The sequence below is a fragment of the Flavobacterium sp. genome, assembly GCF_965277525.1.
In the GTDB taxonomy this organism is placed as follows: domain Bacteria; phylum Bacteroidota; class Bacteroidia; order Flavobacteriales; family Flavobacteriaceae; genus Flavobacterium.
In genome coordinates this window covers 730,042-750,338 of sequence record NZ_CBDIDC010000002.1, presented here as the reverse complement: position 1 = coordinate 750,338, position 20,297 = coordinate 730,042, and the positions used below count along the sequence as shown (strand labels likewise).

The following is a 20,297-nucleotide window of genomic DNA, read 5'->3' as shown; positions in this document are numbered from 1 at the left end:
TCTCACAGAGATCCCTCGTTCCTCGGGATGACAAGATCGTGGTTACTTTATTTAAAAAAAGACGCAATGCTTGAACTGCCCCCAAAAAGTTAGACACTATTTGGGGGCAGTTCATGTTGTGCGCCTCTACAAGAAAACCTTTGTTCCTTTGAACCTCCGAACCTTTGAACCTACAACCTAAGCTATCCCCCATTTAGAAAACAAAACAAAAATACTCACCATACCAATTAATAGTAGACCAAAATACCAATAACGGTTTTTCCAGGGCGACAATTCAACAGATTCGATTTTTATTTCGGTGTAGTTGTACTTTGGATAAAATTTAGAAACCAGCAGCATACATATTGTAGTAAGGATAAACAATATAGCCAGCATATGAAGGTAATGCAGCTCAATATTCAGAACATAATTAAAGATGATATAACTGAAAATAAAAAATATCATTCCGATTTTAGCGGCTTGCGGCGGTACTTTCTTGGACACAAAACCAACCAGAATAATGGTGAAGATAGGAACACAGAACATTCCGCCCAATTGTTGTAAGTAGGTATAAAATCCCGCTTTGCTAAACATGATAAACGGAGCCGAAAACATGGCTAAAGCCGAAACAATGATCTCAAATTTACGTCCTGTGTACACCAAATGTTTCTCTGTAACTTCTTTATTTCTTTTCTCTAACCAGGGTTTATAGAGATTTAATACAAATAGCGTACTACTACTGTTTAAACCTGCATTAAAAGTGCTTATCGCCGCTCCCAAAACAACAGCAGCCGTTAAACCAATCATTATACCCGGCAATGTATCTTTGACAACTAACGGAAAAACCTCAGCAGTATTTTCGAGATTTTTATATAAATGAACCCCAATTAATCCGGGAATATTAATAATAAACGGACATAAAAGTTTCCCTAAACAAGCCAATCCCATCCCCTTCTGACTGTGCGATAAACTCTTTGCCGATAGTGCCTGCTGAACAATAAACTGTTCCATTCCCCAATAATAAAGGTTCATGATAAACATACCTGTAAAAATCGTACTCAGCGGGATTTCATCTTTTGGCCCTCCTATAGCATTCAAATGCTCTGTATGTTGAGAAAGCAATATATGAAACCCTTTCGACCAATCGCCATTACCCAGAAATTTGAATCCGAAGTACGGAAAAGCAATACCAATGGTCAATAATCCGATACTTAGAATCGTGTCACTTATAGATATCGCTCTCAAACCTCCTAAAACCGAATACGCACAACCTGTTAAACCTATTACCCAGACCATAATCCAGATATTCTGCCAATACGTTAACTCTAAAGGATATAGAAAATTGAACATTCCGGTAAGAGCAACTGCACCACCATATAAAACGGCTGGCAAAAGATTCACTACATAACTACACAGAAAGACAATTGAAACTAATTTTTTGGTCGAATTATCGTAGCGTTTTCCTAAATAATCCGGAATTGTCATGGCACCGGTACGAAAATAAATAGGCAAAAAGAACTCCGCTACCAGCAGCATCGCCAGCACAGAACTAACGCCCCATGCTATAACGCTCATATTGTTGGTGTATATCGATTCGTTTTCGCCTATAAATTGATTTGCACTTATATTACTGAGTAATAGTGCTCCTCCTACTATAAAAAAATTGTTGTTATGATCTGCAAAAAAAAGCCCATTTGTAGTTTGGACCTTTTTTGTACGTGTTTTTAAAGCTGAAAATAAGGCAATAAAAACGGTAATTAGTAAAAAACTAACAATGGACAATACACTCATAAACTACAGCGAATTTCTGTCAACTAAGATTGTTGGTATTATCTCCTGAATCTTTTTACGGTTCAGGACAAAATTAGCTGCTTTTTTTCCCATCTCAGAGAAATCGGTTGAGAATGTGGTAACGCCATCAAAGATGATTTCTTTTACGATATCATCATTATGCGAAATAAACCCAATATCTGAACCTATTTTGAGTCCTTTGATTTTAGAGTCTTTGAGCATTTCCCAAAGCTCCAGATTATGAATCGTGAAATACACTTTTCCTTTCTCCAGAGAACCGGAAACATACTCTTCTTTAATCACTCCTTTAATATCATAATCCTTCATGAATCTTTTGAATGAATTTAAGATTTCATCAGGTTCTGCAGACGACGGTTTAAAGAAGAAAATGATCTCGTCGTATTTTTTAATTTTATCTTTAAGCTGCACAAAAGCATTGTAAGACGAATCTCCAAACTCTTGTGCAACATAATTATAATCTTCATCTGTTTCTATAAAACGATCTACCAGCAATACTCTGTTGGTAGGCAATTGTTTTAAAACAGCCGGTGTTTTTTTACTCGGAATCGGAGCAATTACAAACATTCCGTATTTTCCTTTTATATTCTGAACAATACTTTCGAACGTATCAAAATTATTATGGTGAAAAAAGATATCCAATTGAATGTTTTTTCCCAGACCTTTTCTGAAGTTCTCATAAAACGTTTCCTGAAAAATATCAAATGCAAATATCAGCAACGCTACTTTTAGTTCTTGCTTGACATCATTTGTCGCAACAAAATAACCCAATCGGTTTTTTGATTCGATGATGCCTCTGTGAACAAGTTCTTTATACGCTTTTGCGATTGTTTCTCTTGCAAAACCCAATTCGCTTATAAAAGTATTTACCGATGGAAGCAGATCCCCTTTAGTCACTACTTTTTCATCAATGGCGTTAATTATTCCCTGAACCAATTGTTCATGTTTAGAGAAGGAATTTATAGATTCAAGATTTTTTATCTGCTGAATAATTTGCTTCATAAAACGTTTTAATAGGTATTTATTTAGAAATGATAGTACAAATATATACTAATGTTTGAGATTTAGGCCTTTGTAATTTTTAAAACGACACTTGTATTAGTAGAATTTACATTTGGGTTAATACCAACCTGCATTAAAAAATCTCCTGAATAAGTTGTCGTTTCTACTACTGGCTTTTTATCCGGATACACGTTGATTTCTTCTACTTTATAATTTTGTCCGGCTTGTAATCCTTTTAATTTTATTGGCAAATGGGTTCCCGCTTCATAACGCGAATTAACTGAATAACTGAATACTACTGCTTCATTACCATTTTTATTCACGAACATTACAGATGCCGCATCATTACCCCACGGGTTTTGCAAACGGTATTGATCTCCCTGCCAAATCGTATTGCTTAGTGCTCCGTAATTTTTGATCGCCTGCTGAGCAAAAGCCAAATCTTTTTCGTTTAAATCTTTTACTACAATATCAAAACCAAGTCTTCCCATCATAGCAACATCTGTACGGTATTTTATAGGTTGTTTTCCCCAATCTGTCACGTGTGCAGCGATTGTCAAGGCAGGATAGAAATACGAGTATTCCCATTGCATGTACACTCTTTCTAAAGGATCTGTATTGTCACTTGGCCAAAATTCTGTGAAGTATTTTAGCGCAGCATAATCTACTCTACCGCCACCACCTGAACAAAGCATCATAGGCACTTTTGGGTATTTTACACGAATACGTTCCAGAACTTTATACAATCCGTTTACATAATCTGTATAGAAATTAGATTGTTTGTCTTTTAAATTGCTTGAATAAGCGTTGTAAATTACCGCATTACAATCCCATTTGATATAAGCCAATTCCGGGTTTTCTGTAAAAAGATTGTCTACCACTCCGTAAACAAAATCCTGAACTTTTGGGTTTGATAAATCCAATACCAATTGGTTACGGAAATAATGCTCTGCTCTTCCCGGTTGTTTGATGATCCATTCCGGATGTTTTTTATACAAATCACTCGCAGGATTTACCATTTCAGGCTCAATCCATATTCCGAATTTTACCTGATTGTCTTTGGCTGTTTTTACCAAAGTTCCAATTCCGTTTGGTAATTTCTTTTTGTTTACCTCCCAGTCACCTAAAGCCGCATCGTCATTATTACGAGGATGCGTGTTTCCAAACCATCCGTCGTCTAATAAAAACATATCAACGCCTAGTTTTTTACTATCGGCAATCAATACTTTTAGTTTGTTTTCGTCGAAATCAAAATAAGTAGCTTCCCAGTTGTTTAATAAGGTTAAACGGCTTCCTTTACCATCTAATATCTTATAACTTCTTGACCAGTCGTGCAAATTACGACTTGCATTTCCTTTTCCTTTAGCGGATAGAGTGTACCAAAATTTAGGCGTTGTAAATACAGTGTTTTTTGCCAATGAATACGCTGCTGCTGCATTATTAATCCCTGAAATAACTCGAAGATTATTCAACGGATCTAATTCAAGATCTGTTCTAAAATTTCCTGACCATTCTAAACCTGCAAACAAAACTTTTCCTTCATCCTCAGTTGCCGGTTTATCCAGCGATACCATAAAAACCGAAGGCTGAAATAAGTTCGCACGAGAGCCTAATTTAGAATCCAATACTTTGATACCGTGAGTTAACTTGGTTTCTTCAGGCTGCATTTCTTTTGCCCAGTCTCCGTGATATTGGTTCAGATAGAAATTAGAATATCCTTTAAGATACAAATTGGCCGAAGCATATTTGTTTAAAATAATATTGCTTTTTTCTGCGTGTTTGATCGTTGTCCATTGCTCGATAACATCCGTATCATAGTAAGATTGAATATACAAATGAACCTCAACAGGATATACATTATCTTTTAGTGTAATTTCTGTTTGAGAAACTCCTGTACTTACTGTTGTTGTTTTATGATCTACATATAATAAATCTAATGAAGTATTTCCGTCAGCATGCGTTACGGCAATCGCAGGTTCCAGTAAGTTTTTAGAACCGGATGGCGTATAGGCTGCATTATAAATTCCTGAATAATCCGTTCCCTGCTTGAACTGACCTTGTATTTTTACGTAATCAAAATCATTTGCCAGTTTTTCTCCTAAATAAATCGTGTTGACTTCTTTTCCGGGAGTAACTTGCAAAACAAGCGCATTACTTTTTGTTTTTACTGAGATAATTTGCTGCGCCGTAACCGGGCTGCAATAACTCGCCAGCATAAAAAATGCTATCCCAAAAGATTGCCTTAAAGTGGTAATGTGTTTTTTCATTTTTATTATATTTTATTTCTATTTCTTTTCTTGTGTAATTCCTTTCCAGGCATCTGTCCTAAAAGATGATGCCGGTAATCCCGATGCATTCGTTAAATTCCCGATAGGATTATCCGCCCAATTGTATCGAACAGCAACCGGATTGGGTACTTCCTGCGAAAATACTTCGACCTTACCATTCACTACTTTAGCCTCTGCCCAATAAAACTTCTGGTCTTCTCCTGCAATCGAAAATCCTTTCAGGATAGTGTCCTTGGCTTTTATATTTTCATTAAAATCAAAATCCAGCGTCACTACATTAGTTTTTATACCATAAGATTTATACAGTGGCCCTGAATACTCTATTTTAGTATTATACACTTTAGCCAAAGCGATATTCGCCAAACGGCCTCCAACATCTTGTTTGTTTTTGGGGTGAATGTCTTCTCCGTTCCCGATATCGGTTGTAACCGCCATTCCGGTATTGGATAATTTCAAAGTTTTAAATTGGGCTTCTCGTAATTCTGCCCAATCTGAATCTCCCGGTTCTGTTTTTTGTTGCTTGTAATTGGCCAATTGAACAAAGAAAAACGGCAAATCTTTATCTTTAAACTGGGCTCGCCAATCGTTTATCAATAGTGGAAATAACTTTTGATACTGATACGCTCTTTCGGCATTGCTTTCGCCCTGGTACCAGATTACCCCTTTTATTTTATAGTCTGTCAAAGGTGCAATCATCGCATTATAAATCGCAGCTGGTCTGTTTTGGCCTTGAGCCAAATATGGTTTTGCAGGTAAATCTTTGATATCTGTACCAATATGATATTTCCAGTTTCCGGCTAATGAAACAGCTTGTTTTCCAGATTTTAGAGCGAAATTCTCATCTCCGTAAACCCCGCCGTTTCCTGCTCCGTCAAAAACCCTTATGGTTAGAAGGTTCTCGCCTTTTTTTAGAAACTTTGCCGGAATAATATAATGACGTTGTACATTATAACCTTTGGTCTCGCCAATATAATTTCCGTTTACCCAAATCATATCGTCATCATCAGCATAATAGCTGAGCGTAAAATCTGTCTTATTCGCAGACAGTTTTATCTTTTTTCGAAACCAGACAACACCATCAAAATTGGGCAATCCTTTGTTTTCAAAATAGGCCGGTAAAGGCATGGTCTTCCAGGATTTATCATTAAACTTACTGGTTGCCCAGATCGCTTTCTCACTTTGGAACCCTTTATCTGAACTTATCAATTGTTTCTCCCATACCGCCATATCGGCATTGTATTTTTGCAATAATGCCTTCTGATCACTTTCTGATTTCATCGCCTGAATTTCGGCATCAAAATCGTGAATTGTCGTTAACGCTCCGGAACTTGTCCAGGCCTCAATTAGTGTTCCTCCCCAGGAAGAATGTATTAACCCAATCGGGATATTTTTTTCTTTGTAAATCTTTCTGGCAAAAAAATAAGCTGTTGCACTAAAATCGGCTATAGTTTTAGGACTGCAAACATTCCATCCGTCATGTTGTACTTTTAGCGTATTTAGCGGTGAAGTACTTTCTATATGTTCTGCTTGTAATAATCGTATTTGAGGATAATTGGCGTTGGCTATTTCTTCTTTATAATGATCAATTTTTCCCCAGCCTTCCAATGGCATTTCCATATTGCTTTGCCCGGAACACAACCAAACTTCACCAATTAAAATATTATTTAGCGTTTTAATCGTTCCGTCATTTATAGTAATAGTATAAGGACCTCCGTAAACCGGAGTTTTTAAAACCACATTCCATTTGCCATTTACTACTTTGCCTGTATATGATTTTTTGTCCCAGGAAGTTGTAATACTTACGGATTTCGCATCGCTTCCTCCCCAAAACGGAACTGCACTTTTTTGCTGCAATACCATATTATCAGTAAAGAATGATGGCAATGATACCGCAGCATTTGCTGTATTGAATGCACTAAAGAGCACCAATACAAGTATCGCTTTTCTTAAAAGATATTGATTCATATTAATAGGCTTATTTTATGATTTTAAATAAACGAGCATCTTTGGCACCAAGATTTAAATTTATCGTGTTGTTTTTTACATCAATATTCTCAGCTGTAAATACATCGTGTAATTTGTAGTTGCCATTTTTAACGCCTAATCTTTCTAAAGGAAGTGCATAGGTTTTACTGGCATTTCCATAATTTAAAATACTGATGTACCAATCATTGCCTATTTTTTGTTCGAAAACTTCAGTAGTTAATTTTCCTGTATTTCCTTCTACCGGACGAAATGCTACACCATTTTCAACAATTTTAAGCATTTCTTTATTCTGAAGCCATTCTTTTGCACGTTTGCTCCAGATTCCGTCTTTGCTGTAATCGTCTCCCGTAATTAAAGTTCCTGTAATTACAGATGAGATTAATCTCGCACGATTCTCTCCTTCGGTTACATCTGCAAAAACTACGTGGTCTGCATCTATATAATCGTAAGAGTAGGTTTGCCACCAGCCATAGTTTACACTATTTAATGTGTACTGTGTTTGCTCAATCGTTTTCCAGGCATCGCAAGCAATACGGCGAACGTGCGCATAACGAGATGTTGCCATATTAGGAGAAATTGCAGCGTAAATCAGCATTTTTCCGTCCAACGCGTTTACCAAATGTTCCATACCTACTTTATACGCCTGCATTCCGGTAGTTACATCTCTATCATAAAATGAAGTAGACTCAGCAGCTGCGTGGCCTAAAAAGTCGATTTTAATCATTTTAAAACCACATTCTTTTAGTTTATTGATTACATAATCAACACGTTTAAGCGTTCCAGGATGTGTAGGGTCTATCGCACGTGCACCATCAAAATCAAAATAAGTATTTCCGGTTTTTGTCCACATTTCTCCAAAAGTATAATCACTTCCTTCGGCTTTACGGTTTGGACCGTCTTTCCAGCCCCAATCTGTAAACGGTGCCCAATACGCGCCCGGTTCTAAACCTCTTTTTTTACAATAATCGGCGAATTCTTTTAATTTACTGAAATCTCCGGTAAAGCCACCTTTGACCATATTGTCCCAAAACGAATCCAGATCGATATAAGCGGTATTGCCAACTCTAAATTCCGGAACTGAACTGGCAAAGAAATCAGCCACCTTAGTTGTGTTTTCAAAATTAATTTTTTCCATCAAAACGCCCCAGCTGTTCCAGCCTACCGGAGTTGGTTTATCCCATACAAAGACATACGGTTTCTCTACAATACGATTGGTTTTCGCATATTGTTCCATGCCATTACGCCAATCTGAATAATAGCCTACGAAGAATTTTGGAGATGATACTTTATCGCCTTTTACGATACCATGTGCAATACTATCACGTGTATTTTCTTTCTCTGAGTATCCTGCCCAGACAGAAAACGAAGGTTGTTTGTTTTGATTACTGGTTTTTACGGCACTTTTCCAAACGGTATGTTCAAGAGAACCTACTATAAAACCGTTGCGCGACGCATTATTGAAGATGATTCCAACTTCGGCACTTGTGTTATGAGAAATTGTATCTAGTTTTTTAGAATTGTAACTGATGAAAGCATCATTATCATAAGGAACAAAAACAGTCTGTAGATTTTCTATTTTGTCAAAAGCAATTTTTGCTAAATCTAATGGTGCAATATAATTGGTCTCGACTTGCTGTCCGTTGCCTAAAATTTCTAATTGAGTTATAAAATAGTCCTGATTGTTATAAGTATAAAAACTTTGGATTATTGTAGTCTCATTTTTTTCTTTATAAGTAAGCGTATATTTTAAACCTTTTCCCAAAGCATCACTAATCCTTTCTTTTGCAAAAACGGCATCCGGATAATCGTTTACCAAAATTGTTTTACCATTAACTATAACCGAAGCTTTTGCTCCGCTAAAAATAGTTTTGCCGGATTGACTTACTGCAATTGTTTTTTGTTTTAGATCATAAGTTATAATGCCACTTTTGCCAAAATTCATTTTAATGCTTTCTTGTGCTACAGCCGAATGGCAAAAAAATGCCATCAACAAAACGGACAAAAACAGGTTTTTGAGTAGGAACGAATACTGTTTCATTCAATAAATTTTTGGTTATTATACTATTCTATACTACAATGATACAAATTAAAATTAATTTACCACTATTTGAGTGAAAAAATTTTATCGTATAAGTCATATTAAAGCTGCTTTTACTCAAAATATAAAACATAAAATCTTAAATTTACTTATAATCACTTATATGATTTAAAAAAGACAACGCAAACCTTAAATTTACTTATATCCATTACATGGCTAAAAAAAATTTACGCTAATTCTGACTAATATTTTTTGAAACAATCTTTATTTTAATTTTATTTAGAACTAATATAAATAAACTTTTATATTTGCCGCTTTCTGAGCAAAGGAGTCGTCTTTAATAAATTACCTACTATTGCTTTTTTCAAAAGTGAATCTTTCTAATGAATAATAATACCAGTTTCGAATTACATCTTTTTGAATCTTTCAAAGAAGGAGACGAAACTGCTTTTACCTATTTTTATGATAAATACTTCCGTAGGATCACTTCATTTAGTATTCAGTTTATTTATGATAAAGACGAAGCCGAAAATCTCACTCAGGAAGCTTTTGTTCATTTATGGCAAAACAGGGAAACTGTTGAGTCTTTAAATGGCATTCAATCTTTCTTGTATACTTATACTAAATCGAAATGTCTGAACATGATCCGACATAATAAAGTAAAGGACAAGTTTAAGAGCGATGTATTAAATCAAAAAGAAAGAGCACTAGATATCGAAATCTTAAATTCGGTTCAGTTTGATACTTTAGAATTAACCGAATTAGAACGTTTAATACAAGAATCAATAAGTGATCTTCCGCCTAAAACCCGTGAAGTTTTTATAAAAAAACGTTTTGAGGATAAAAAAAATGCAGAAATTGCCGAAGAAATGCAGGTGACCTTAAAAGCCGTTGAAGCCCACATGACAAAGGCTTTGAAGATTTTAAAAACAAAATTATCAGATTATTTGTTCTTCATCTTTATCCTTATTTGTAATAATTAAAAATAAAAGGTAGGGTATTTTATTTCTGAAGTGTACTTACTAAAACGAGAAGTTTAAAAACTCAACTATGACATCGGAAATTATTTATAAGTACCTTTCTAATGAAGCTTCAGAACAAGAAGTTCAAATGCTGTTTGAATGGATTGAAGCCTCGGAAGAAAATAAAAAGCACTTTATATCCTTAAAAAAGACATGGGCTTTAACAGCACTTTCTGATGCTGTTTCCGGTGAATCTGTTCCGGTAATTTCAATTCGACCAAAAAACAAAGTATTTCATTATCTAAAATTTGCTGCAGTATTTATAGTTCTTATTGGATTAAGCAAATTAGCTTTCGACTTTAGTCAAAAACCAGCATCATCAAAAGAAATTGTTTTAGAATTGGCTGATGGCCGTTCTGAATATATTACGAAAGACAATCAAACGAAATTAGTAAACGATAAAGGCAATTTGATTGCGAAGAAATTATCAAACCAGATTATCTACTTCGGAAAAGTTAAAGATCAGGAAGTGGTTTACAATACACTTAAAGTTCCGTACGGAAAAAGATTCAAACTTACCCTTTCTGACGGAACTGTGGTGAGTTTAAATTCAGGAACTACTTTAAGATATCCGGAGCAATTTGGCATTAACGGAAAAAGAAATGTGTACTTAACCGGAGAAGCATTTTTTGAAGTGGCCAAAGACAAACAACATCCGTTTATTGTGAACGTTAATCAGGTTGATATTGAAGTTTTAGGAACTAAATTCAATATAAGTGCTTACCCTGAAAATCCAACTGTTAACAGTACTTTGGTCGAAGGAAGTATTCAGATGTATGAAGTGGAAAACAAACAAAATTTTAGTTTTGCTAAAGCCAAACCAAATGGCAACATGGGAAAACAACTCCAAAAAAATTATAACAAAAGAAGTTGACCCAGGGTTTTACCAAGCCTGGACAAAAGGTGAACTTGCTTTTAAGGATACCCCATTCTCTACTATCGCTAAAATAATTCAGCGTACTTACGACGTCGAAATTATCAATGAAAATGCTGTTTTGGCCAGACAGAATTTTACAGGTACTATTAAAATTAGCGAATCCAGTGTCGAAAACATTTTAGAACTTCTAAAACGTGACACACCGTTTAATTATTCCATTAAAGGAAATACGATAAACCATTACCAATCTTCCATAACTAAATAAACATGACTTTTACGATACCCGATTTAAGGAAAATACTATTTTTCCTAGCCCTGTTCATATCCTGTTTTAATGGATTTTCTCAGAATAAAGGGATAACATTACAGATCAAAAACAAGCCTATCAGTTTTGATTATTAAATCTATTGAAGAACAAACTGATTTCAGGATCATTTATAATGCCCGAAAAATTGATGCCAATCAATTAGCAGATGTTAATGTGCAAAAATGCCACTTTAGAAACGGCTTTAACACAATTATTTGCAGGGAAAAATATTTCGTTTTATATTCAGAAAAAGCAGGTTTTTATTGACGAACGCTGCTCCTTCTCCAACTTCCACCTTAAATGCTGACGAAAAAGAAAGATTAATAAACGGAAACAGTATATAATGCCAAAGACAAACAGCCACTTCCCGGAGCGACAATCCGTATAAAAGGAACCGGAATGGGTGCCATAACTGATTTTAACGGGAAATTTGTTTATCAGCTAAAAGGAAATAACATTCATACTATGGTGCTTGAAGTGGGCTTTTTAGGGATGCAATCGCAAACTGTAAGAGCAGACAATAAAACAGAATTCACCTTTTATCTTGAAGAATTTACAGATGAATTGAGTCAGGTGGTGATTACGTCTTCTTACGGAACTAAAAAATTGAAAGAAGAAATTGTTGGAAGTATTTCAACCATTACAGCTAAAGATATTCCCGTACAACAGGCATCTGAAAGTGTTGATAAAATGCTCGAAGGACAAATTGCAGGAGTTTTTAATCGAAAATACTTCCGGTGTTGGCGGGCCTGTTAAAATCAATGTCCGCGGACAAGGAACTTTAAAATCGTTAAGCAACTCTATTTTAGGAAACTTCAACTCAGCCATTAATTATTGTTGATGGTGTTATTTTGAGTGAACAAAGCGGTATTGACAGTGAATATTTTGACGGCGGAAGACTTGCCGAAGGATTATCAAATCCACTGGCTATGATTGGTGCTGATAATATTGAAGATTTTTACAGTTTTAAAAGATGCCGCAGCTGTTGGTATTTATGGTGCTGACGGTGCAAATGGTGTCATTTTAATTACTACCAAAAAAGGAAAACCGGGAAAAACTAAATTTAGTTTTTCTAATCAGCTTGGGGTTTCTTCGGCCATTAATCAAATTAAATATTTAAGCGGAGAACAATATACAGAACTCAGAAACGATTATTTAAAAAATACTTCGCCCGGCAGTGCGCTTCTTCCGTATAACGGTGGTCAATACCAATTGGTTTGATCTGCTTAACAAAACCGGTATTTACAATAAATATAACTTTAGTGTTTTCGGGCGCTGATTCTAAGTTTTCATACCGAACGAGTTTAACGTATTTAAATATCGATGAACCGCAGCTAGGCAACACAACCAAACAGCTTAATGGAGGAATTAATTTAGGATACAGACATTCTAAATGGAATATAAACTTGTCTTTAAATCCGAGTTTTATTAAAAAAGATGCTCCAAATATTTATTATGATTTTGCTTATCTGCCTACAATAGCGCCGCGCAATGCCGATGGTTCTTACACAAATACAGGAGTTTCGGGAGGAAATACGGGCGGAAATCCATTAGCGGCAATTGAGCAAAACCGAAACATTACAGAGACTTTTGGAATTTTAGGAAGTTTGAATTTAGGGTATGATCTCAACGAAAATATAAAATTTGCCACGTTGTTTGGAATCGATTATGTGGATAAAGAACAGGATCGTTATTTTTCTGGAGAAAATGAAAGCGGACAAAACAACGGAACTTTTGTATTAGGCGGAAACACATATCCTAACTGGGGAAGAAGGCTTTTTAATAACCGAAATTCTACTAAATGGAACTGGCAGGGACAAATGTTATTTGACAAGGAAATCAATAAAAACAATAAAATTGATGGGGTTTTAGGTTTCGAACTTTCCGAAGAAAAAGCCAATTTTGATTACGCATCGGCTTCAGGTTTTGTGAATCCGAATGTGCTTAACAGAATCGAAGATGCTATACAGGATGACAATACATCAACGCCAAATGTCGATGAATCAAAAACCAGACAAGTTCGCGGGGCAGAAATAAGTTACAACTCCAGAGTTTCGGCATTTGCCCAGATTAACTACAATTACAAAAAGAAATACTATGTTTTAGCCAATATCCGTCGTGACGAAAGTTCAGTTTTTGGTGATGATACTAATGTTGCCTTCAACAGCGGTGCAGGTTTGGCATGGATTATTAGCAATGAAAATTTTCTGAAATCAAGTTCGTGGGTCGATTTCTTAAAACTTAAAATCAGTTATGGTTCAACCGGAAATTCCAGAATTGGTTCTTACCGATCAAAAGGACTTTATACGGTTGTTGATAACGGATATAATGGCGATTTAAGTGCTTCATCCTCAATATCTCCAAATGGAAATTTAAGCTGGGAGAAAAACTTAAAGTTTAATACCGGATTTGATTTTAATATATTCAATATCGTAGAACTTTCGCTGGAATATTATTATGACAGCTTATCTGATTTAATTACATCAAGAGATATTCCAACTGAAACCGGATACAGCACAGTACAGTTAAATGCATCAGATATGTACAATAAAGGTTTTGAACTTACTACAAGGTTAAAATGGTTTCAAAAAGGCAATTTTAAATGGAGTACTTCCTTTAATATCGCAACGGTAGATAATAAAGTGACCAATTTGGTAGGTTTAGGAAGCGATTATTCTTTAGCTAATATTGCATTAGCACAAAAAATAGGTTACAGTACCTCAACAATCTGGGGTGTACACTGGATTGGTGTTGATCCTGCAACAGGTCGTGATTTAATCCAAAAAAATGGACAGGTTTATGATGCTGCAACTTACAATAAATTGTTTACTAATGCCGATTGGGAGCCAATTGGGGATACACAGCCAAAAGCCTTTGGAGGTTTTAGTAACAGAATTTCATTCAAAGACATTACTTTATCTGTAAATGGTGCTTTTCAATTAGGCGGAGATAAATTAATTTCTGACGAAATTATTTCTAAATACAGTATTACTTCAAATAGAAATATGTCTGTAAATGCATACGACTATTGGAGAAATCAGGGAGATATTGCAACACAGCCCGCTCCAAGTAACAATACACTGCTTTCAAACATGAGTAAATATGTTTATGATGCGACATATATCAAAATCAACAATATTAATTTGAGTTATAATGTTCCGGTAAAAAACACTTTTCTGGACACGCTGACCATTTTTGCCGATGTTTCGAATGCATTTTACTGGTACAAAGAAAAAAGCCCGTCAGGAATGAATGGCATCAGAGAATTCAGTTATAATTATCCACAGGCCAGAACTATTTCATGCGGCATCAATACTAAATTTTAAAATGATGAAATACTTTAAAAATATAACCTTACTTAAATTGCCAGCCATTTTTGCAATTCTGTTTTTATTGCAAAGCTGCAACGACTTTTTAGAACAGGAACCGGGAAGACAAATTTCGATTACTGAGCAGTTAAAAACAAAAGAAGGCATTTTACAGGCCGTTAATGGTATGTACAAAGTTTTAGAATCTAACTTACGCAGCAGTAACTTTGCTGTATACTCAGATCTACAGGGTGGAAATTTAAAATTTACGCCTTCGAAAACAGAAAGCACAAAAGGGCAAATCAGTGTTCCAACTTCTGTATTAAACATTTATTCGTTTGATGATATTTCGAATACTTCAAATATGGCTTCTTTTTACAGTAATAGTTACACGGTAATCAATCAAAGTAATTTGATATTGGAATTTACTGATGCTTTGACAGACGCTACAGAGGCCGAAAAAAATCAAATCAAAGCCGAAGCTTTAACCGTAAGAGCTTATGCGCACTTTTTATTAAGTGAAGTTTACAGTCAAAACTATGGTTTTACAGATAACGCTTCTCATCCGGGAATTGTTTATAGTTTAGAATCTTTAAATGAAGGATTAAAATATCCTGTAAGAGAATCGGCTGGGAATACTTATGCTTTAATTATCAATGATATTACAACAGCTTTAAATCTTTATTCAGATACTGCATTATTAAGCGGTCCCGTTTATTCTTATTTTACCAAAACAAGTGCAAAAGCTTTATTGGCAAGAGTATATTTATCTAAAAAAGACTTTAAAAATGCCTACGATACTGCCAATGATGTTATTACTAATTCAGGCAAAAGTTTAGTTACCACTGCCGATTATATTGCACAATGGGATCAGCCTGATCTTCCAATTTCAGAAATTCTGTTCGAATTATCAATTCCAAGAACAGATGAAGGAACAGCCAGCGGTTCATTATCCGCTTTTTACGGCTACACTTCCTTAACCTCTTATGGAAATTTTGCTGCTTCACAGGATTTAGTCGATTTGTATGAAACATCAGATATCCGCAAACAGTTGTTTTTGGTTGTGCCAATCTCAACAATAGTTGATTTACAGCCTCAAATCCTAAATTATTATTTTACTAAAAAATTTCTGGGAAATCCCGGATATGCTGCTTTTCGTTTAAGTGAACAATACTTAATCCGTGCCGAATCCGCACTTGAACTTAATAACTCAGATCAGGCAAAAGAAGACATTAATACTATTAGAACTCGCGCAAATGCCAGTGTTTTAAAAAATACTGAAAACTTAAAAGAAGCTATCTTTTTAGAAAGACGAAAAGAACTTTGTTTTGAGGGACATTTACTTTTTGATATTGGAAGATACAAAAAAGACATTTCAAGAAATGATGGCTGTATTTCGTTGAACTGTAGTCTTGCTTACCCTTCGTCCAAATATATTTTACCAATACCGCGCAGCAACATTAATCTTAACCCAAACCTGAAGCAAAATGAATCGTATTAAAATTATATTCCTATTTAGTATTGTTACAGCACTTGTATCTTGTTCTAAGGACGATTACAGATTTGAATCTCAAAACATAGATCCATTCGTAAGGTTTAATTTTCTGGCAAGTTCAGCGGGTGTTCCGTTGGAATATCCGGCGGTAAGCACCACAATTCAGCCTTCTGCGAGTTATGATAACAAATCGATTAAGACTTTAAAAGTTCCGGTTACGTTAACTTCTACAGCTTTAAAATCGCCTGTAGTAGTTAATTTCAGTTCTGCAACTTCTGGAGATATTACCAGTTTCAGTCTTGAACCTAAAACCGAATTGTCATTTGAAGGAACTAAACTTACAGATACGATTTTTGTTTCTTTTGATAAAAGATGGGCCGATAAGCAGTCCATAACATTAAAATTAGAAAATGCATCAAATCCTGATATTCACATCGGAAGCTTGAATTCGTATGCTCCAAACAATGTTTTTACGATCAATTTAGGGGAAATAAGCACTGTTTATACTTTTCCTGTAAAAGACTTAATTGTAAAAGGAGAAATAGGCGAAAAGATAGATTTTAAAGTAAATTTCCCGAATGGATTTATTCCGTCAGAAATTGAAAATGCTTCGATATTCAAGTTTCAAAACGGCTTTGAATATTCTTTAACACATGATGATTTTGGAGATAATAGAAGCTCAATTACCTATCATTTAACGCTTTTAGAAGATATTCAAAACGATGATGCCCGTTATGAAACAAAAATTAATCTTATCAATATTCCTAATTATATTGCCACAGGAAATACGAGTTTAACTATTGTAAAACCAATAAAATCTCCAAGAGATATTCAGGCAAATCCGGCTTCAAAATTTACAGATCCAACAAACGCCTTTTATTTAACTTACGGTGAACACTGGTTTGATAAAGACGGGACTTGTGCCTGGCAGACTTTCAACTCGTTAACTTTTCCTGTTGTTGTTACAAAAGACAATGAAAATGCGATACTTTACAGCGATAAAGGCACAGCAAACCCTAATGATGATGTGTATCATGATGCTTTTAAAATAGGTTTTAATGTTGCGAGCGGAACGAATACTGTCAATTCTTTTGGTTTAAAAAGATGGTTTTCTAACGAAAGCGGTTCTGCAGCAATTTCTCCCGGATTTAATATTACCTCGGCTTTAGAATTTTTCCCTGAGAATGGAAACAGTAAAACTCAGGGAACTGTTCTGGTTATTCCGCAGGATTTAACCATTGGATCTACTAAGGATAACACTTATCTCATTGCGATTTCCGGAGATGGAACGTATAAGGAAATAAGTGCTGGTTTGTTTGAAATTTCTTTTGAATTAAAACTTACAAACGACAAGCTTTTTGGAGGAACCGTTTCAACACAATATAGAATGTTTAATAACAGAGTATATCCTAAACCTGCGGCTTTAAGTATTTCCTGCCCGAAAGAAGTTACTTTATAATTGTTTCAAGTTTCAGGTTTCAAGTTTCAAGTTTCAAATTGCCCCAGAACCTGAAACTTGAAACTTGAAACAAATCAAAAAATATGAAAAAACGAATAATCCCTCTCCTATTCTTACTAGGTTTAACGGCTTATAAAAGCATAGAACAACCTGAATACATCGATGTCCAGGAACTAAGAAAACTCTATTCCAGCGGAGATCCTTCGATCTGGCCGGCACCGGAATTAGACAAAAGTATCGACAAAAAAGCATTCCGGGATATTGGAGTACTTTCTGCTGTTCCATATCCTGAGTACAATCCATATTCGAAGGAAAAAGAAAGTTTGGGTAAAATATTGTTTTTTGATCCGAGATTATCCAACAGCGGACAAATTGCCTGTGCTTCCTGCCATAATCCTGAATTGGGTTGGACAGATAATTTAACGCGTTCTTTTGGGCACGATCGCCAAACGGGAAAACGAAACTCGATGACGATTTTAAACTCGGCGTATGCCAAAACTTTATTCTGGGATGGCCGCGCTTCCAGTCTCGAAGATCAGGCACAATTCCCGATTGGAGATCCACTGGAAATGAATGAAAAACTGACTATTGCCGTTGATAAAATTGCCAAAATAAAAGGGTACAATGAGCTGTTTACAGCTGCTTTTGGAGATAAAAAAGTAAATCTGCAGCGAATTCAATATGCCATTGCCACTTTTGAAAGATCTATTGTTAGTCCGAAAAGTAAATTTGATCAGTTCGTGAGCGGAAAATCAGATGCTTATACCGATTCGCAGGTAAAAGGCCTTCATTTGTTCAGAACCAAAGCGCAATGCATCAATTGTCATAATACACCTTATTTTAGCGACAATCAGTTTCACAATGACGGTCAGACTTTATTCGGAACCAAAAATGAAGATTTCGGACGTTATAATGTGACTAAGAATAAAGAAGATATCGGGAAATTCAGAACGCCAACGCTTCGGGAAGTAGTAAACACAAAACCCTGGATGCATCACGGGCATTTTCCCTCTTTACTGGATGTGGTGGAATTGTACAATTTAGGAAATCCCTCTCCTATTCAGAAAAAGTATCTGGGAACAGAAAGAGATTCCCTCATTCCAAAAGCAGATCCGATGCTTAAAAAATTAGATTTAAATAAAGAAGAGATCAGTGATCTTTTGGCTTTTATAGAAACATTAAGTACACCAACCCGAAGAATTATAACACCAACAATGCCTAAATAATTTATAATTATATACTTAAAATGGTTGCAAATTGCCCCTAATAATTTTTAAACCTGCTAAGCCTGTTTCTTTTATGAAACGGGCTTTTTCATTTTAAACAAAGTTCAGACAAATTAAAAGACGTTTCCCTACAAATAAATCTCATAGCACCATGTAAAAAAAACATGATTTTCTAAAAATATCTAAATTGTAGTTTCAAATCTATATTGCTATTGATTTAAAAAATTAACTTTTATAATAAGAAAAATTCTCATCATAATTTACTATTCTTTCATCGAAGTATAAAATAACTTTTTAATCATAATCCTTCAATCCTTTCTTAAATTTGTTTGAAACGAAAAGAAGCTTTTGTATCTTTTATAAAAATACCGCTATGAAACTAGAACACATACAAATTCAAACCAACGATATTCAAAAAACGACAGCATTTTATCAGGGCCTTTTAGAGTTGCCAATCATAGAGAAAAAAACAGCATCAGTTACAATACAAGCCGGAAATTCTATTTTAAAATTCGTTGAAGATCCTCAATTTAATTCCATTTATCATTTTGCTTTTAATATTCCGGAGAACAAACTCGATGAAGCGATTCAATGGTGTAAAGACAAAGTAGATTTAATTCTTATTAAAGATCAAAATGTCATTACGAACTTTGAAAACTGGAATTCCAATGCCGTTTATTTCTATGACAATAATGGAAATTTATTAGAGTTTATTGCCAGACATGATCTTAATAATGCTCAAACTACAGCTTTTAGCTCTCAATCTATTTTGAATATAAGCGAAATAGGAATCGTTACTGAAAATCCGTTAGCATTAGGGAATCAGTTAATTGCAGAACATGGCCTGGAATTCTTTTCTAAAAATGATAATAGCGCGTTTTTTGCTGCGATTGGCGATGATGAAGGTTTACTGATTATGGTAAAACCCAATAGAAATTGGTATCCTACTCAAACACCATCTGAAAGTAATAAAACTGAAGTTGTAATTGAAAATAACAACAAGAAAATCGAACTAAATTTTTAATACCGTTCATATTTTTAATTACCAATATTCCCTATTTTTATATAAAACTTAAATAAAATCAAAAATGCCATTTGTTAGAATCAGCCTTCCCAAAAAACTTTCATTAGAAACAAAAAACAATATTTCAGAATCAATCCATCACGCTTTAATGGCCGAATTTAATATTCCAAAAGACGATTATTTTCATGTCATTGAAGAATTAGAACCGCATCAGATAAAATATCCTGAAAGTTACCTCGGAATTTCACATTCTGAAGAAATAATCTATGTTCAGATTACTGCCGGACAAGGAAGAACAGTAGAGCAAAAAAAGAAATTATACCATCAAATTGCCACACGAATTAGTTCATCAACAGAGATTTTGATTACTAATGTGATCATTGTTTTATTGGAAAATAACGGGCTGGAAAATTGGTCTTTTGGTAATGGAGAGATTCAGGAACAAAAGCATTTAAAGAAATAGTAAGAATAATAAAA

General features: G+C 34.8%; 17 protein-coding genes. 12 read left to right on the top strand and 5 right to left on the bottom strand.

Annotated elements, in window-relative coordinates; translation table 11 throughout:
• Positions 1-177: 177 nt before the first annotated feature.
• From ACQY44_RS05355 to ACQY44_RS05335, 5 genes are all read right to left on the bottom strand, one after another.
• Positions 178-1,770 (bottom strand): solute:sodium symporter family transporter, encoded by a 1,593-nt coding sequence (locus ACQY44_RS05355; protein WP_428229363.1) that lies wholly within the window; start codon positions 1,768-1,770, stop codon positions 178-180.
• Between the two features lie 3 nt (positions 1,771-1,773).
• Positions 1,774-2,790 carry a GntR family transcriptional regulator gene (locus tag ACQY44_RS05350; protein WP_428229362.1) on the bottom strand — a complete coding sequence of 339 codons (1,017 nt, stop codon included), beginning with the start codon at positions 2,788-2,790 and terminating at the stop codon, positions 1,774-1,776.
• 62 nt (positions 2,791-2,852) lie between these two features.
• Entirely contained in the window at positions 2,853-5,057 is a 2,205-nt protein-coding gene (locus ACQY44_RS05345) for an alpha-galactosidase (protein ID WP_428229361.1), read from the bottom strand.
• An 18-nt stretch (positions 5,058-5,075) separates the two neighbouring features.
• A complete protein-coding gene (locus ACQY44_RS05340) occupies positions 5,076-7,043 on the bottom strand; it encodes a sialate O-acetylesterase (RefSeq protein ID WP_428229360.1) in 1,968 nt (655 codons plus the stop codon).
• A gap of 10 nt (positions 7,044-7,053) precedes the next feature.
• Positions 7,054-9,102 (bottom strand): alpha-galactosidase, encoded by a 2,049-nt coding sequence (locus ACQY44_RS05335; RefSeq protein WP_428229359.1) that lies wholly within the window; start codon positions 9,100-9,102, stop codon positions 7,054-7,056.
• Positions 9,103-9,485: 383 nt separating this feature from the next.
• Between ACQY44_RS05335 and ACQY44_RS05330 the strand changes: the two genes are divergently transcribed.
• From ACQY44_RS05330 to ACQY44_RS05275, 12 genes are all read left to right on the top strand, one after another.
• Positions 9,486-10,085, top strand: a complete 600-nt coding sequence (locus tag ACQY44_RS05330; protein ID WP_428229358.1) for an RNA polymerase sigma-70 factor — start codon at positions 9,486-9,488, stop codon at positions 10,083-10,085.
• A gap of 67 nt (positions 10,086-10,152) precedes the next feature.
• Complete coding sequence (locus ACQY44_RS05325; protein ID WP_428229357.1) at positions 10,153-10,998, top strand: FecR family protein; 846 nt, start codon at positions 10,153-10,155, stop codon at positions 10,996-10,998.
• Complete coding sequence (locus ACQY44_RS05320) at positions 10,949-11,266, top strand: FecR domain-containing protein (RefSeq protein ID WP_428229356.1); 318 nt, start codon at positions 10,949-10,951, stop codon at positions 11,264-11,266. Before ACQY44_RS05325 ends, ACQY44_RS05320 begins: the two co-directional genes overlap by 50 nt.
• A gap of 126 nt (positions 11,267-11,392) precedes the next feature.
• Positions 11,393-11,575 carry a hypothetical protein gene (locus tag ACQY44_RS05315; protein ID WP_428229355.1) on the top strand — a complete coding sequence of 61 codons (183 nt, stop codon included), beginning with the start codon at positions 11,393-11,395 and terminating at the stop codon, positions 11,573-11,575.
• A 111-nt stretch (positions 11,576-11,686) separates the two neighbouring features.
• On the top strand, positions 11,687-12,064 hold the full coding sequence (locus ACQY44_RS05310; protein WP_428229615.1) for a hypothetical protein: 378 nt from the start codon (positions 11,687-11,689) through the stop codon (positions 12,062-12,064).
• Positions 12,065-12,256: 192 nt separating this feature from the next.
• Positions 12,257-12,529 carry a hypothetical protein gene (locus ACQY44_RS05305; protein ID WP_428229354.1) on the top strand — a complete coding sequence of 91 codons (273 nt, stop codon included), beginning with the start codon at positions 12,257-12,259 and terminating at the stop codon, positions 12,527-12,529.
• A complete protein-coding gene (locus ACQY44_RS05300) occupies positions 12,526-14,634 on the top strand; it encodes a hypothetical protein (protein ID WP_428229353.1) in 2,109 nt (702 codons plus the stop codon). The genes ACQY44_RS05305 and ACQY44_RS05300 overlap by 4 nt, the downstream gene beginning before the upstream one ends.
• A gap of 4 nt (positions 14,635-14,638) precedes the next feature.
• Positions 14,639-16,117: a RagB/SusD family nutrient uptake outer membrane protein gene (locus ACQY44_RS05295; RefSeq protein ID WP_428229352.1), complete on the top strand. Its 1,479-nt coding sequence runs from the start codon at positions 14,639-14,641 to the stop codon at positions 16,115-16,117.
• Entirely contained in the window at positions 16,104-17,570 is a 1,467-nt protein-coding gene (locus tag ACQY44_RS05290; RefSeq protein ID WP_428229351.1) for a hypothetical protein, read from the top strand. Before ACQY44_RS05295 ends, ACQY44_RS05290 begins: the two co-directional genes overlap by 14 nt.
• A gap of 83 nt (positions 17,571-17,653) precedes the next feature.
• On the top strand, positions 17,654-18,796 hold the full coding sequence (locus ACQY44_RS05285; RefSeq protein WP_428229350.1) for a cytochrome-c peroxidase: 1,143 nt from the start codon (positions 17,654-17,656) through the stop codon (positions 18,794-18,796).
• A gap of 373 nt (positions 18,797-19,169) precedes the next feature.
• A complete protein-coding gene (locus tag ACQY44_RS05280) occupies positions 19,170-19,820 on the top strand; it encodes a VOC family protein (protein ID WP_428229349.1) in 651 nt (216 codons plus the stop codon).
• A gap of 64 nt (positions 19,821-19,884) precedes the next feature.
• Positions 19,885-20,283, top strand: a complete 399-nt coding sequence (locus ACQY44_RS05275) for a tautomerase family protein (protein ID WP_428229348.1) — start codon at positions 19,885-19,887, stop codon at positions 20,281-20,283.
• Positions 20,284-20,297: the final 14 nt, after the last annotated feature.